Here is a 14,985-nt window from a genome sequence, read left to right on the forward strand (position 1 = left end):
GGTTCGAGGGTTGCTGGGCACCCTTCACAAGTAGGAACAGGTGGCCGAGTCGGGCTTGCGATGCCGACACCGGCGCCGGGCAACGACTTGATGGGGGCACCGATATGGCCCGCATGATGGCGAGCATTCCGGTCGAGCGGATACTCGCGTTTACAGGCGGGTGCGCCCCACACGAGCAACTTGAGGCGTTGCTGGCAGCATCCAACGCGAGCTAGTGAGTCGAGGGTCTTTTAGAGGAGCTCGACATTGCTCTGGTAGTCGAAATGCGTCTTGACCCTGTCTGAAACGTCGATGTTCTGGAGCTTGCTGGACTCGGGGGCGAAACCAACGAGACCGGCCGCCGTCTCGCCCGGCTGGGCGAACTTGTAGACGTACTTCAACACGTTGTCAGTAGCCGAGTGATAACCGTAAACGACTCCGTCAACGGCGGCGGTGAGATTATCCCAGTTCCCCTTGTGGCCGATAGCTGCGCCCAGTAAGTGAGCAGATTGGATTCTTGGTCCACCCGGCTTCGTGCCGAGAGCTTCGGCGGCAACCGCCATCACACGCGCTCCCAGGCTGTGACCGATGAGAACGTAAGACTCCGCTTCAGTACGGGCCAGCAGATCGCCAACAATCACACCAGTTTTGTCTGCTCGGCTCTTCGCGACATGCCACGGATTTTTGGCGAGGTCGGCGGCGACCATCGTTGGTCCGACGACGCCACCGATGACCTTCGCTCCCTGTTTTGTTCCGATAGCCGCTGCGGTCTTGATCGCCGCTGTACCGCCAGCTTTGCTGACGAGGTTCGCTCCAAGCACACCAAAGTCGCGAAGCTCCTTGGCCCCCCACCAAACCCGATAGACAGGAGAGTCCGGGTATCGCTCATTGACGATGGACTTCCAGCCTCCCCACTTTTCGCCCTGTCCGTCGGTGAGAAAACCGCTTGCGACGACAACAGGAACGCCGCCCGCACCGGTGCGGAGAAGTTCGATGCGGAACGAGTTATCTTCACGCAGATACGCGTTTGATACTGACGCACCCAGCGCGCCACCGACCGCGGCGCCCACAGCAGTGACGACAGCTGTACCACCGGCCATTCCAAGTCCACCAGCGGCCAAGCTTCCTCCCCCCAGCAGCGCAAGACCGTGCGAAGTTGCAGCCGCGCCCGAGAAGCCGCCGAAGATGCCGAGGGACCCGATCGCGCCACCGATTGCGGGCGCGGCGAGAAGCCCAAGAGGCACTGCAACGCCCAATGCGAGGACGCTACCTGCAGCAATCTTCGAGATTTTGTCGAGATCCGGCTCCTCGTACTTGAGAAACTCCTCGTAGTCGTAAAGCTCCCCGAAGCTGCCCTGGGCTTTCTCAAAGCCAGGGATATCGTGGCGGTGTTCGGCACAGAACTGCGGAATGCGAATCGCCCCACGTTCCCGAACGGCCATGTTGTCGCACCCGACTGCGACGCAGGGAAGCGTCGGTGATCCGCACCCTTTGCATACATATACCGGGAGCTGCCCTGCGGGACGATTCGACTTTCTATGCTCTGTCAGGAAAAAACATGAAGAACACCATCCGTGCTCCACGTCAAGCATCGACACGTCATCGGCGACGTCCGCAATCCACTGAGCGGTCTTGGCGTAGACATCAGCGCGCTTTTGCGCAGTCCGCCTGTCCTCTTCCGTCTGCTTTAGCGCTGCCTTCTGCTCCGCCGGGTCGGCAAAAGCTAGAGCGTCGGCATTCGACGTCATTCGAGCTGCGTACCAAGTTTTCGCGTAGGCCCACATATTGCTACGCAGTGCGGGATTGCTCTCGAGCACTCCACCACTCTCCACGACCGGTTCCAGGTCCGTGGACTCACCAACGAGCGAGAGCTTCGCTCCCTGGTCTGAACCCACATCCACTCTGAGGTGGGTTCCTTCAATGACATAGACATGTATCGATCCCGGCATGAGTAGATAGTGCCATAAACGCGGGCGCACCGACGCCAGGTGAGGTCGCTTCTTTCGTCCGGCGCGCCGAACCGCCAGATTCGCACCCGCTTTGGCGCTCGAGGGTCCTCAATGGAGAACATACACAATCAGTTGTAGGAACCGTTCAGAGATGTCCACCGGGGTCCCTCCTGCAGCGGCGCCCCGATACGCTTTGTCCATCAGCTCCCAGCGAATTCGCGCAGAGATATGGCCACGGCCAATGGTGTGCCTGACGAGGCTTACGAGTCCCGCAAAGCGGCGACCGGACTTGGGGTCGCCGCCCATTTGCTTTGGCTTTTCGCTTCCTGTCCGACAGATTGGGGTCTGTCCCTGATTCTCGTGTGCGTGATCAGGTTCTCACTCACGAGCGAAGGAGCCAACGTGGAACTAGCGCGATCCGGCGTCAGTATTTTGGACGACATTTGTAGTGAGAATCTCAACGTCTATGAGGCCTCGGCGGGTCGGCTCCGTGAAGACGTCAGTCAAGAGGCGCAGGTTGCTCACGACTATCGGGGGCGCCTGGTATACGAGTTGCTCCAGAACGCCGACGATGCGTTTGTCTCCCGCCCCTCATCAAATGATCGTGTCCTGTTTAGGCTGACCGACAAGGAACTGTGGGTCGCTAACACCGGTCGCCCTTTCTCCGAGGATGACATCCGCGGCCTCTGCGGACTCGGGTCGAGCTCCAAGTCGATTGGGAGCGGGCCAAGGCGCGCCTCTATTGGACACAAAGGCCTGGGGTTCAAGTCGGTGCTCGAGATCACCGATACGCCCGAGGCTTACTCAAGTACGGCCTCGTTCAAGCTCAGTAAGCGACACGCCCTCCCGTTAGTCGAAGACCTGTGGTCGCGCCTCGATCGCGGCGCGGTTAGAGACGTTCCGTCTATGCGGTTCCCGTCGAGCGAGTTCGCGCATGATGCAGCGTGGGAGACCCTGCGCGTCGTTGATGGCTACAGCAGCGCGTTCCGGTTCCCGTTCAAGACTGGCACCGGCCCGGATCAACGACTTCGACTCGCCGAACAATTGCTTGCCTTCCCGATGAGCAGCGTGCTTTTTCTCAAGCACCTCGACGAAGTCGTGATCGAGGTCGACATCGAAGAGAGGACCGGTCGGAGGGAGTGGTTGATCGAGCGATCCACGGTCCTGGAATCCGGCGAGTTATTGCACTGTCCTGGGTTGACCGAGGCCGGCCTATACCGGATCGAACTTCTTGATAAAGATGCCGACGGCCACGCGTACTGGATCGCCCACGATCCCGATGTAGCGATCGGTGAGTTCCGTGATGGCTTGTCTGGACCCGCGTGGGACGGCGTTGGCCTTACGGAGGTATCGGTCGCCGCACGCGACGCTGATGACCCGCGGATCGACGTCCGCGATCGGCGATTCCACGTCTTCCTTCCCACGCAAGAAATCGCGGACTGCTCGCTTCTTGTGAACGGCGCCTTCGTAACCGATCTCTCCCGTAAGCACGTCCAAGTCTCCGCGACTGAAGCCGACTACAACGCGAACCTCCTCAGGCATGCAGCAAGGATCTTCGCGGATGTCCTTCTCCCCCACCTTCTTCGAGTGAGGGACGCGGCGTATGTCTTGCGGATGCTCGAACCATCGAGCCATGACGGCGGAGAGGCGGCGGGGGTGCTGCGAGAAGAGATAGTTCGCGTCCTCGCCGATCTACCACTTCTGCCCAGCTCACGCGGCCCGCAGTCACTCGCTGCGACTGTGATTCCGAGCACTGTTCTACGTGACCGCGGAGGTGAGTTCGCGGATCTAATCTCTGCCGCGACGATTCTGGATGATCGGACCTTCCCCGATCGAACCTACTGCGCGGGCGACCTCGCCGACGTTTGCGCTCGATACGGCGCCCGGGCTCTGACGCCCGCCGAGAGTCTGATCGCTGTCGCCTCGTTCGTTGACGCTGATGCAGGCCGAGCTGTCTCCGAGCCAGCAGACAGGTTCAGGCTTGATCCCGTGCTCGAGATGTGCGTCGCGCTATGGAGCAGCGCGGGCGCACAGGATCGCGCAGAGCTGGAAGAGATCGCAAAGGATCAGTCGATCTTTCCCACGGAGATCGACGCAAACGGAAGAATTCGACGCATCGCCCTCGGCCAAGCCATCGCGTTCTATCCGCCGCAGTCGGCGTCCGATAGGCTCCCTCTTCGCGGATTGGAGTTCCTCGCACACGACATCTGTTGGGGCACCCTCAAGCGCACGGAGCAAGGTCGCATGCTCGGTGACCGTATGAAGGCGTGGAGCGCTCTGTTTGACATAAAAGATTTTCGTTTCGAAGAGGTCATGCGGGCTGCGGTGCTCCCAGGCCTCACGAGAACGGAAGCGAATGACGAGCTGCGGGAGTGGAACAAGTCGATCGCCGCGTTGGCCGCGATCTGCAAACTGGCGGGCAGCACGACCAAGCCCGATCAGCCACTTCCGCTCGGACGCCTCGGTTCAGATCAAGCATTCTTCAACCTGAGTCGGCTTGAAGTTCCATGCCGCCGGGTAGGGTCGGGCGATCTTGTGTGGGCGCCGGCCCACCGCGTGTACTTTGGCGAAGACTGGGTTCAACAGCAGTCTGTCGAGGGCGTGGCTCGGGCTATGGCGGCGGCCGACGAACCACTCGATCTCCTCTTTCTCGCTCCGCCTTCGGAGTTTGCCGCGTATTCCGGCGGGCTCGTCGCGTCTGCCGACACACGCTCGGAGCCTTCGGAGTTTGCCGACGATGTCGATATTGAAGCGGACACCGACGAAGCGATGGAGACGACTGCAGAGGACCGGTGGCGAAACTTCTTCGCTTGGCTAGGCGTCAGCCGCGGTCTCCGTCTCATCCACTTCAACGACGTCGATGACAGCGCGGGGTGGGTGACGACGAAGGATATGCACCTGCCGCGCGGACAGGCCTTTGCGGGGCTGGACGATGCATGGAACGACTACATCGCCGAGCTCCAGGAGTCATTCGAACGAGATAAGCGGTGGCAGGCCTCGGACCACTACCTGTACCGAGTGCACACGCTCGATCACATCGGTCCCATCGCCACCGTCGCAGAACGGGCCGACACGGGCGTGGGTGCTGAGCTTTTCGCGCACCTCGCCCGGAACTGGTCCACCTACGCGAAGCACGTCAACGCAGACTTTGCATTCGTGGAACAAGGGCGATACCCGTCTCAACGCGCAAAGCCGCCACGCGCATGGTCTGAAGAGTTGATTTCGACCGCGCCGAACTTCTGGCTATACCGACTCCGGAGACGCGCGTTCTGCCCGACGAGTCACGGTCCTCGCCGCCCGAGTCAGGCCTGGCGTGACTCCTCTGAGCTACGGCGGCGTCTCAGCTTTCGGGGAGTCATGCAAGCCAGCGAATTGCTGCCTGTACTTGATACCCCCTCTGAACTTCCAGACTCGAACCTCCGAAGCATGCTCGACGCTATCCAAGTTCGCGGCGATCTCGTTCCTGCGGCGTTCACAATCGACGACGCGCTAATACTCACTAAGAGCGTGCAGGCTCACTTTTCCAGCTCAGCAGGAGACGACAGCACGCTGTTGGGCACACGTCGCATCTACCGGGAGCTTTTCACGCTCCTGGCGGGCACGCCTCTCCCTGCCAGGAGTCCCTTAGTAGACGCACCACTAGTCGCGAGGACCCCGCGAGGACTCGAGTTTCTCCCCGCGCGTGACATGATCTACGCATCTGTCTCCGGGAGCCGCGAACGCAGCGGGGTGCAGGACAAGCTGAATCTGTTTGTCATCGAGGCGGAGGCAAACGCCCTTCGACCGCTGAGGGATCTGTTCGGGATGCCTGTGCTGGAGAAGGCTCTTGAATGGCGGATGTCCTCGGTCGAGCCGTCGCTCGACGAACTCGGACAAGATGAGTTTCGCGACGGCCTCCGGCATCTTGCACCGTACCTACTCGCGCGTATGGGTGCCGATCGCGCTGACCAGGCTGACGTAGATGCTCGGGCCCTCCGCCTCTTCGTCGAGCAGGTCGAGCCAGTCCGCCAACTCACGATGACTGTCTCGCTCGCATCCGAACTCGGCGGCAAGGACCTGGGCCTGATTCCCGATCGGGATTATTACGTGCGCACCGAGGACGGAGTGCCCCGTCAAGCTTTCTTGGTGTGGTCTGAAAAAGCGTGGCCCCCGCTCGCCGAGGATGCACAAACGCTCGCGATGGCACTCGCCGACGCACTCGGGGTGAATACCGTCGAGACCTTTCTGTCGTTCATTAGCGCTACTGACTCGCAGCGCCGGCGGCTCTTGGATCTCGCCGGGGCGGGAGACCACCTGGACATCATCAGCTGGAACCTCGACCAATCCGCCGATTCGGCGGAAGACCCCGAAGACGGCGAAGACAGCGACCGACGCAAAGCTCAGCCGACGGACGGCAGCTCCGCCGAGCCCGAAGCCGGACTCGCACCTGCCTCGGGCTCAACTTCACACCGTGCGGAGCCTGAAAAAGTCCCGCTTTACCGATTCGAAGAACTGCTACTGGACGGCGAGGTGCTCACGGTAATGGGTGAGCGCAAGCGCGATCGCGTCGGCGAGCGCTCCAACGCACCTAAAGATGGTGCGTCTGGGTCATCAGATGATCGAAACGATTCCTCCGGCTCCAAACCGCCTCAAGCGGGGTCGGGCACCGACCGGAATGAACTCGATCGACTCGGAATGCGGATCGCCTTTGGATTCGAGCGAAGGCGGCTCGGCGCCCCCACCGCGATCCTGCCCGAAGATTCGCCGTCAGCTGGGCACCGTAACTTTATCGTTAATGCAAGCGAGCCAGCCATGATCGATGAAGCGAGTAAGCAGTCGCCAATCGTCAGAGCGGCCTTTGATGAGCTCGCTAATGCGGGGCTAAGCCGGCTCTTTCCGGGGTTCGACATTCTGACGATCGTGGATGGCGAAATCGACCGTCTTATCGAACTCAAGTCATCGGGATTCGATGCGCGGGTCCAAGAAATGAGCTGGAACGAGTGGAAATCTGCCGGAGGTGACCTCCGGCATCGCTTCTGGCTATATCTCGTCGGTAACCTGCGATCAGACCTCGCCGACGCCCTACCCTTCGTGCGTGCGGTCCGTGATCCCTTCGGCACTCTCAACTCCAGCGAGGACGAAAGTGTTATTCGGAAACGCTCCATTCAGCTCCGGGTTAGGGAGTTTGCAGCAGCCGACGAACTCACCCTCCAACTGAGCACCGGCGCGCCTCGGGATGCAGAACTCCTGCCACCCAAACGGCCCAGAGCGGGCTGAGCCTTGTGAGTCACCGTTCTTGCACCCAGTTGAGCTACAGAAACCGCTTCGTGACGCTCACCCTTCCACGCTGATTCGCATCCTCGTATTCCCAGGCGAGGCGGGCGGTTTCTCTGAAGTCGACGGGTTTGTGTCGAGCAACCCGGAACTCCTCCTTCAGCAAATCCGCACCAAGGCACACAAGATTGTGCAGAACGTCGATGCCGAGCGCTCTGATTCGACAGACAGTTCCTCTGGGTGATTCTTCCGGTTCGCCCGACTTGTGTCGGAGGCTAGGTGTTCTTAGGCACATGGAATGTCGATACGGATACCGTGGACATTTCGTCTACGAAGTGGACAACTTCAAAATACCTACATCAGTTGAAGTCGCCGCCTGGAGCCATGTCGGCAAAGCGCGAGTAGTGACCCTGGAACGCGACAGTGATCGTCGCGGTGGGGCCGTTACGGTGCTTGGCGACGATCAGGTCGGCTTCCCCAGGGCGCACGTCTTTGTCGTAGACGGAGTCGCGGTGCAGCAAGATGACCATGTCGGCGTCCTGCTCGATGGAGCCGGACTCTCGCAGGTCGCTGATCGCGGGCTTCTTATCGGTGCGCTGCTCCGGACCACGGTTCAGCTGCGAGAGGGCGATAACTGGAACCTGTAGTTCCTTGGCGATGAGCTTGAGGCTTCGCGAGAACTCGGAGACTTCTTGCTGACGCGACTCCACACGCTTTCCCGAGGTCATCAGCTGCAAGTAGTCGATGATGACCATGCGAAGGCCTTCGCGCTGCTTCAGTCGACGGCATTTTGCGCGAATCTCGACGAGCGTCATGTTCGGGCTGTCATCGATGTAGAGCGGAGCTTCGTTGATGCGGCCACGGGTTGAGGCGACCGTGGTCCAGTCACGCGGGTCGAGGGTTCCCTTGCGCATGTGCTGCAGCGGGATGCCGCCTTCAGCACTGAGCAAACGCATCGCGATCTCACTCTTGCCCATTTCGAGCGAGAAGAAAATCGAAGGAAAGTCGTGGCCGATGGAAGCTGAGCGTGCAAAGTCGAGCGCGAGCGTCGACTTACCCATCGCTGGTCGAGCGGCGACAACGATCATCTGACCACCGTGCAAACCGTTGGTCAGCTCGTCGAGCTCTTTGAAGCCGGTCGGAATGCCGGTCATCGAACCGTCGCGACCGTTGGCGGCCTCGATCTCTTCAATCGCCGCATCGACCGCTGTCGTCAGCGGCACGTAGTCTTCGGCAGTCTCGGTGCCGGTGACCGAGTAGATCTCTGCCTGTGCGTTGTTGACGATGTCGGTCGCATCGCCCTCACCCGCATACCCGAGCTGCACAATGCGCGTGCCCGCGTCGACAAGGCGGCGCAGAATCGCCCGCTCTGAAACGATGCCGGCGTAGTACCCCGCGTTGGCTGCGGTCGGGACGATCGAGGTGAGGGTGTGCAGATAGTCCGCACCGCCAGCACGTCCCAGTTCCCCGGTCTTGATGAGCTCGTCAGTAACGGCCACGACGTCGGTCGGTTCGCCATGCGAGTACAGCGAGAGGATCGCTTCGAAGATCAGCTCGTGCTTCGGAATGTAAAAGTCGGCTCCCTTGAGCGACTCGATCACATCGGCAACGGCATCCTTCGACAGCAGCATTCCACCAAGGGCACTCTGCTCTGCGAGAAGGTCATGCGGGGGCGTGCGCTCGGGTGCGCGCTTCGCGCCTATGCGCTCTTCTGAGATGTCGGCAATCGACACAGTGTTCCCTTCGATGCGACGTTTTGAGGAGTAGCCCTCACGGGTGCGTCGGTGGCGAGGCCTGCTGATCTTTGCCTGTCGCGTCGCCATGGACAGCGAAACAGCTGCCTCCGACATTTGGTCGCTAGCTCACGCTACGAGTGACGCTTTCCACATGCAACACGGCCTGTGGATAACACTGTGGAAAGGATGCGGACAAACCCGGAGTGTCTGTGCACAACAGGTGTGGATAACTCGGTGGAGGGTCGGATTTCAAAACTTTTTTATCAATGTTGATCAGGGATTTAGCTTCTCCCCAGCCTGTGGATGAAACCTAGTCTAAATCGAGCATTGAAGGTATCCATTTTGCAAACAGGGAAATGTAGAACCTGGGGAAAGTCAAGCCCAGTTTTCACCGGGCGCGTCACGGACGGACACTCGCGGAAACACGCCAAGCTCTTGTAGGCACCCGACATCAATACGAGTAGCTTCGATGCGCTCGGCGCGAAAGAGCGGTCAGGAGATCTGCCTAAAGCTAGGCGAGATCTCCTGACCGCTCAGTCAGTGGATTTCGATCGACAGCTCGACGCAGTGTGCGGGTGTCGAACCGAAACCTTAGATGCTGCGGTGGTCGCGCACTGCCTCTTCAAGCGCCTCGAGGTTCGGGGCCATAGCCTCGTCTACGGCGAGCGGGTCAGAGACATTGAGTGCCTGCATCTGGCGGCGGTCTTCTGGTGTGGTGTTGATCTCGTACTCGCCTGCCTCCAGGGCCGCGATGAGGTCGGCAATGACATCGTCAAGTGCGCGGCGACCCCAACCCAGCTCCGATCCAGCGTTCTGAGACGACATCATCGCGGTGTCGGTGGCACCAGGGTAGACGGTGGCGACGTGCACGTTGTCGTTGATGAGTTCACGCCGCAGCGATTCGCCGAACTGCGAGATTCCCGCCTTCGTCGCTGCGTAGACGGAGTAGAACGGCATGCCGACCAGTGCGATTCCGCTGGAGATGTTCAGCAGGATGCTCTGGCGATCGCCCGCACCTTCGCGCAAGCGCGGCAGCAATGCCTTGGTGAGCAGAATCGGTGCGGTGAGGTTCAGGTCGATCATCGACTGCACGTCGTCGTCGCTCGCGTTTTCGAGACGACCGGCACGCACGTTTCCCGCGTTGTTGACGAGCAGGTCGATGCTCTCCCAACCAGAAACAGCATCGGCGACCCGCGCAACCGCCCCCTGTTTGGTCAGATCTTCGACAAGCACTTCGGAGGTGCCACCCTGGGCCGCGATCATCTCGGCCGTTTCAGTGAGGGTGTCGAGCTTGCGGCCTACGAGAAGAACGTGGCCTCCGCGGCTACCGAATTCCAGGGCGAGCGAGCGGCCAATGCCCTGCCCGGCGCCGGTGACGATTCCGCGGCGGTTGGTGATGTCAAGTGATGAGAGTTCGATGATGAGCCTCTTTCGTCGTTGGGTTCAGGTACAACGAGAGGCCGTGCTCGATTATTTCGACTGGGTCGATTCCCGCACCACGAGTTCGGGGCGGAGCAAAACCGATCGGCCGGGTTCGTTCGAGCCGTTTGCTCCCGGATCCACAGCCTCAGCCACCGCAAGCTTCGCCATCTGGGAGATCGGCTGGCGCACGCTTGTCAGCGGCGGGTCGTAGAGGTCAGCCAGGATGATGTCGTCAAAACCGATCACCGAAACATCGACGCCGACTTCCAAACCAAGATCCCGCAGCCCGCGACAGAACCCCAATGCCGTCATGTCGTTGATGGCGACAACCGCTGTCGGTGCGTCTGCCCCCTCACGAAACAGCTCATGGGCGGCATTGCGGCCCACCTGCGCCGCCTCGACGTCACCAAACCTGGTCGCATCAGTGCCAGCCCACACCGGCATGTCGTCTGGCGAAAGTCCGGCTGCTTCGAGCGCGTCGCAATATCCTCGATATCGCGCAGAACGGTTAACCGACCGAATCGATCCTGAGACGAAAGCGATCTTTGTGTGACCCAGTTCGAGGAGGTGCGAGGTGGCGATCTGCCCGCCGACGTTGTTGTCGATGCTGATGCTGACCACCGAGGCAGGGTCGTTCGGTTGCGCAGGGCGGTCGAACGTCACCAACCGCAGGCCTTCCTTGATCACGTGCCCCACGTGCTCCAACGAGGGCAGAGACGTACAGAGGATGATGCCCCGCACGCCGTCTTCCCACAGCTCTTCGACATACCGGCGCTCACGGTCGGGATCGCGCTCGCTGTTGCAGAGCAGAACGTTGCATCCCATCTCGAGGGCAGCAACCTCTACCTCTCGCGCGAAGGCCCCCCAGAACGGGTTGCCTACCGAAGGCACGACCAGGCCCATCGTCTGACTACGGCCGTTGCGCAGCTGACGTGCAGCGCGGTTGGGACGATAGCCGAGCTCCGCAATCGCTCGCTCAATGCGTTCGCGCGTCGCGGCGACCATGCGTTCGGATCGGTTGTTGAGGAAGTTCGAGACCGTGCTCGGCGACACCTCAGCGGCGCGAGCAACGTCTTGAATAGTGACTCTCGCCACGGCGGGCTCCGTTCTTTTGAGCGACCTGCGCTCTGACTGGAGTGTAACGATCTATCAACAAGCATCACAAGTTTTCTCGCCAAAATCCGGGCCACGCAAGAGTGTGCAGAATTTGAGGCTTGACGGTTTCCTCTGATTCTGCCTAGAGTCAGTGCATCGTTACACCAACCCAGCAATAGTGCTGGGATCAAAGACCACGGGATGACGACGACATCGAAGTCGGGACGACGAGGCGAAGATGCCATCCCATCGTCAGCAGTGAAAGGACAAGCACATGGATGTGAAGTCAAACCTCAGGCGGGGCGCGGCCATCGCGGCTGTCTCCGTTTTGGGTATCGGGCTCGCTGCCTGCTCCGGCGGCGCAGAGGAGAACCCGGCGTCAGCCGACCCCGATGACGTGTCAGGAGAGGTCACCCTCCTCACTCCGATCTTTGAAGGAACGGCCGGCCAGGTCCTGCTTGAAGAAGAGCTGCTCCCCCAGTTCTACGAGGAGTACCCGAACGTCAAGGTGAACGTCGACTACACGACGTACGGCAACCTGAACGAGAAGCTCACCACCGCCGTTGTTTCCGGTCTCGTGCCAGACGTCATGATGATGGGAGTCGGCTGGATCGAAGGGTTCGCCGACAAGGGCGTCCTCGCCGACCTCGGCGAACTGGGTCTCGAAGAAGACACCCTGAAAGAGACCTACAACGAGACGATCGTTGAAGCGGGCATGTGGGAAGACAGCGTGTACGGCGTGCCGATCATGCTCGACACCCGCTTCGGTGTCGCTCGCATGGACATCCTCGAAGAGGCCGGATACACCGAGCCGCCGTCCTCGTGGGATGAGCTGATCGAGATCGCCGAGGCGACGACCGTTCGTTCCGACAGCGGAGCCCTGGAGCGCGCTGGATTCGACCAGCTCTCGCTGGACTCGCGTCAGGCCTTCGAGACGATGCTCTTCTCCGCCGGTGGCAGCCTGTTCAACGAAGACGTCACGGAGCCCATGTTCAACGACGAGAACGGTGTAGCCGCGCTTGAGTTGATGACCGACCTCATCAACGAGTACGAGGTCGAAGATGTGGGATTCACCTCCACCGACGACATCGTCAACCCGCTGATCAACGGTCGCGCAGCGATGGGCATCGCCCACAACAACCTCTGGACGCAGGCCCTCGAAGCCAACCCCGAGGTGCTCGACAACCTCGAGCCGTTCATCATCGAAGACTCCGCACCTGGCATGTTCTTCGGTGGCACGTTCGCCACCGTGTCGAACACGTCAAAGGCACCGGAAGCAGCCGTTGCGCTGATGAACTTCCTCTCCAGCCCCGATGCGGCGCTGGCGGCTAACGAGCAGCGCGGTAACGTTCCGGCGCTCACCGAGCTTCTGGACTCCGACTACGTGCAGTCGAACCGCTTCGTGCAGTTCGCTATGGAGAACCTCGACGTCGCACAGCGCGAAGGCGGGCCGGCACAGTGGCTCGAGATTCGCGGCGACTTCGCCCCTGCGGTCGAGGCCGCACGTCTCGGACAGAAGACTCCCCAAGAGGCACTCGACGATCTAGCCGCACTCGTGCAGGCTTCCATCGATCGCTAGCGCCATTCGCTGCTCGGGTGGGGAAACCCACCCGAGCAGCCTCCGCTACCAATCAGACGCAATGAGGGCGCGATGACTGCAATCGACCACCGGGCACGCCGCGATAACAAGAAAGCGGCCAGGGCCACCGCAACGCAACCACAGCCGCAACGCGGCGGCCTGAGCAAAGCCGAACGATCAAAGCGCCGTACTGGCTGGCTGATGATCACCCCGGCGGTGATCCATATCGGCCTGTGGACCGCGATCCCGGTGCTGGCGACGTTCTACCTGTCGTTCACCGACTACAACATCTTTGCTGCCCCGCAGTGGATCTGGTTCGAGAACTACATCGAGATGTTCCAGGACGCCGTCTTCGTGCAGTCCATCTGGAACACCATTTGGTACACGTTCTGGACAGTGCCGGTGTCGATGGCGCTCGCGCTGATCGTTGCTGTCGCCCTGAACAAGGGCCTCAAGGCCCAGAAGTTCTACCGCACCGCGTTCTTCCTCCCCCAGGTCACAGCCACCGTCGCAATCGCAATGGTGTGGTTGTGGATCTTCAACCCGCAGTACGGTCTGCTCAACGCCTTCCTCGGACTGTTTGGGATTCCCAGCCAGGCTTGGCTCGTTGACCCGCAGTGGGCGTTGTGGTCTGTGATTCTCGTCGGAGCGTGGCAGGGCATCGGTATCAAGATGCTCATCTACATTGCTGCCCTGCAGAACGTCGACGAGTCGCTCTACGAAGCAGCCGCCCTTGACGGCGCATCCGGGCCCCGCACGTTCTGGAGCATTACTGTTCCGATGCTCAAGCCCGCCACCTTCTTCGTCTTCATCATCTCGATCATCGGCGCCTTCCAGGTGTTCGACCAGATCTACGTGCTGACAGACGGTGGACCAGCAAACGCGACGACCATGATGACCTACGAGGTCTACCGGTCGGCGTTCCAAGAGTTCCGTATGGGTATGGCCGCAGCGCAGTCCGTCGTGCTGTTCGCCTTCCTGCTCGTGATGACACTGATCAGTCGCCGTGCGACCAGAGAGGACGACTGACCATGACTATCGAAACAACACGAGCAATCGTTCTCGGCTCCTCAGCCACCGACGGATTCCGTGGCCAGTGGAACAAGCAGCGCCGCACACGCCACAGCATCCTGCTCAACGTCGCCCTTGGGCTCGGTGCCCTGACGATGCTCGTACCTTTCCTGTGGATGGTGCTCACGAGCCTGAAGTCACCGGCAGAGCTGGCGCAGTTTCCGCCGAACCTCCTGCCAGAAGAGTGGCTGTGGAGCAACTATGCCGACACTCTGAAGGCCGCGCCGTTTGCGCTCTACTTCCGCAACAGCCTCATCATCTCCATCGCCCACACGGTGATCACCCTGGTGCTCGGGTCGATGGCAGGCTACGCACTTGCGCGCATCTACTTCCGCGGAAGAGAGGCCATCTTCCTCGCCTTCGTCGCGATGCTGATGATCCCGACCTACACGAAGATCGTTCCTCAGTTCCTCATCGTCAAGTTCATGCCTCTGTTCGGTGGCAACGACATCTTCGGTCAGGGCGGCATCGGTTGGCTGAACAGCTGGTGGGCTCTGATCATCCCCGGCGGCCTGAGCGCTTCGGCGATCTTCCTGTTCCGCCAGTTCTACCTCTCACTGCCGAAAGAGCTGGAAGAGGCTGCCCGCCTCGATGGACTCGGTGAGTTCCGCATCTGGGCGCAGATCTACACCCCGCTCATCAAGCCGGCTGTTGCCACAGTCGGTTTGCTCACTTTCCAAGAGAGCTGGAACAACTTCCTCTGGCCATTGCTGGTCACTCAAAGCGCTGACCTCCGCGTTATCCAAGTGGGTCTCGCGGTGTTCCAGCAACTTGATGGCACGCAGTGGCAGCTCCTCATGGCTGGAACGACGATGGCGACAGTGCCCATGGTGCTGCTGTTCATCTTTGCCCAGAAGTACTTCATCCAGGGTTTCACCAATGCCGGCATCAAGTAGCCGCA

At 60.6% G+C, this 14,985-nt stretch carries 8 protein-coding genes; 4 read left to right on the forward strand and 4 right to left on the reverse strand.

Annotated elements, in window-relative coordinates:
* Positions 1-230: 230 nt before the first annotated feature.
* Positions 231-1,928: a DUF726 domain-containing protein gene (locus tag AB0O87_RS02925; RefSeq protein WP_363511567.1), complete on the reverse strand. Its 1,698-nt coding sequence runs from the start codon at positions 1,926-1,928 to the stop codon at positions 231-233.
* A 402-nt stretch (positions 1,929-2,330) separates the two neighbouring features.
* Between AB0O87_RS02925 and AB0O87_RS02930 the strand changes: the two genes are divergently transcribed.
* Positions 2,331-7,184, forward strand: coding sequence for a DUF3883 domain-containing protein (locus AB0O87_RS02930; protein ID WP_363511569.1), 4,854 nt, complete (start codon positions 2,331-2,333; stop codon positions 7,182-7,184).
* A gap of 356 nt (positions 7,185-7,540) precedes the next feature.
* Here AB0O87_RS02930 and dnaB read toward each other — a convergent pair whose 3' ends face one another.
* The 3 genes from dnaB to AB0O87_RS02945 all read right to left on the reverse strand — a co-directional run bounded on the left by dnaB (position 7,541) and on the right by AB0O87_RS02945 (position 11,434).
* Positions 7,541-8,914 (reverse strand): replicative DNA helicase, encoded by a 1,374-nt coding sequence (dnaB, locus tag AB0O87_RS02935; RefSeq protein ID WP_363511571.1) that lies wholly within the window; start codon positions 8,912-8,914, stop codon positions 7,541-7,543.
* 594 nt (positions 8,915-9,508) lie between these two features.
* Complete coding sequence (locus AB0O87_RS02940) at positions 9,509-10,339, reverse strand: SDR family NAD(P)-dependent oxidoreductase (RefSeq protein WP_363512899.1); 831 nt, start codon at positions 10,337-10,339, stop codon at positions 9,509-9,511.
* Positions 10,340-10,387: 48 nt separating this feature from the next.
* A complete protein-coding gene (locus tag AB0O87_RS02945) occupies positions 10,388-11,434 on the reverse strand; it encodes a LacI family DNA-binding transcriptional regulator (RefSeq protein WP_363511573.1) in 1,047 nt (348 codons plus the stop codon).
* A gap of 274 nt (positions 11,435-11,708) precedes the next feature.
* Between AB0O87_RS02945 and AB0O87_RS02950 the strand changes: the two genes are divergently transcribed.
* The 3 genes from AB0O87_RS02950 to AB0O87_RS02960 all read left to right on the forward strand — a co-directional run bounded on the left by AB0O87_RS02950 (position 11,709) and on the right by AB0O87_RS02960 (position 14,980).
* Complete coding sequence (locus AB0O87_RS02950) at positions 11,709-13,013, forward strand: ABC transporter substrate-binding protein (RefSeq protein ID WP_363511575.1); 1,305 nt, start codon at positions 11,709-11,711, stop codon at positions 13,011-13,013.
* 72 nt (positions 13,014-13,085) lie between these two features.
* Positions 13,086-14,042, forward strand: a complete 957-nt coding sequence (locus tag AB0O87_RS02955; protein WP_363511577.1) for a sugar ABC transporter permease — start codon at positions 13,086-13,088, stop codon at positions 14,040-14,042.
* A gap of 2 nt (positions 14,043-14,044) precedes the next feature.
* Entirely contained in the window at positions 14,045-14,980 is a 936-nt protein-coding gene (locus AB0O87_RS02960) for a carbohydrate ABC transporter permease (RefSeq protein ID WP_363511578.1), read from the forward strand.
* Positions 14,981-14,985 lie beyond the last annotated feature (5 nt).

It is taken from the genome of Microbacterium sp. NPDC076768 (assembly GCF_040687205.1).
Lineage (GTDB): Bacteria > Actinomycetota > Actinomycetes > Actinomycetales > Microbacteriaceae > Microbacterium.

Bases quoted from the DNA above. Each gene is read 5' to 3' on its own strand.
- AB0O87_RS02955 (WP_363511577.1), top strand. From the start codon at position 13,086: ATGACTGCAATCGACCACCGGGCACGCCGCGATAACAAGAAAGCGGCC.
- AB0O87_RS02950 (WP_363511575.1), top strand. From the start codon at position 11,709: ATGGATGTGAAGTCAAACCTCAGGCGGGGCGCGGCCATCGCGGCTGTC.
- AB0O87_RS02925 (WP_363511567.1), bottom strand. From the start codon at position 1,928: ATGCCGGGATCGATACATGTCTATGTCATTGAAGGAACCCACCTCAGA.
- AB0O87_RS02960 (WP_363511578.1), top strand. From the start codon at position 14,045: ATGACTATCGAAACAACACGAGCAATCGTTCTCGGCTCCTCAGCCACC.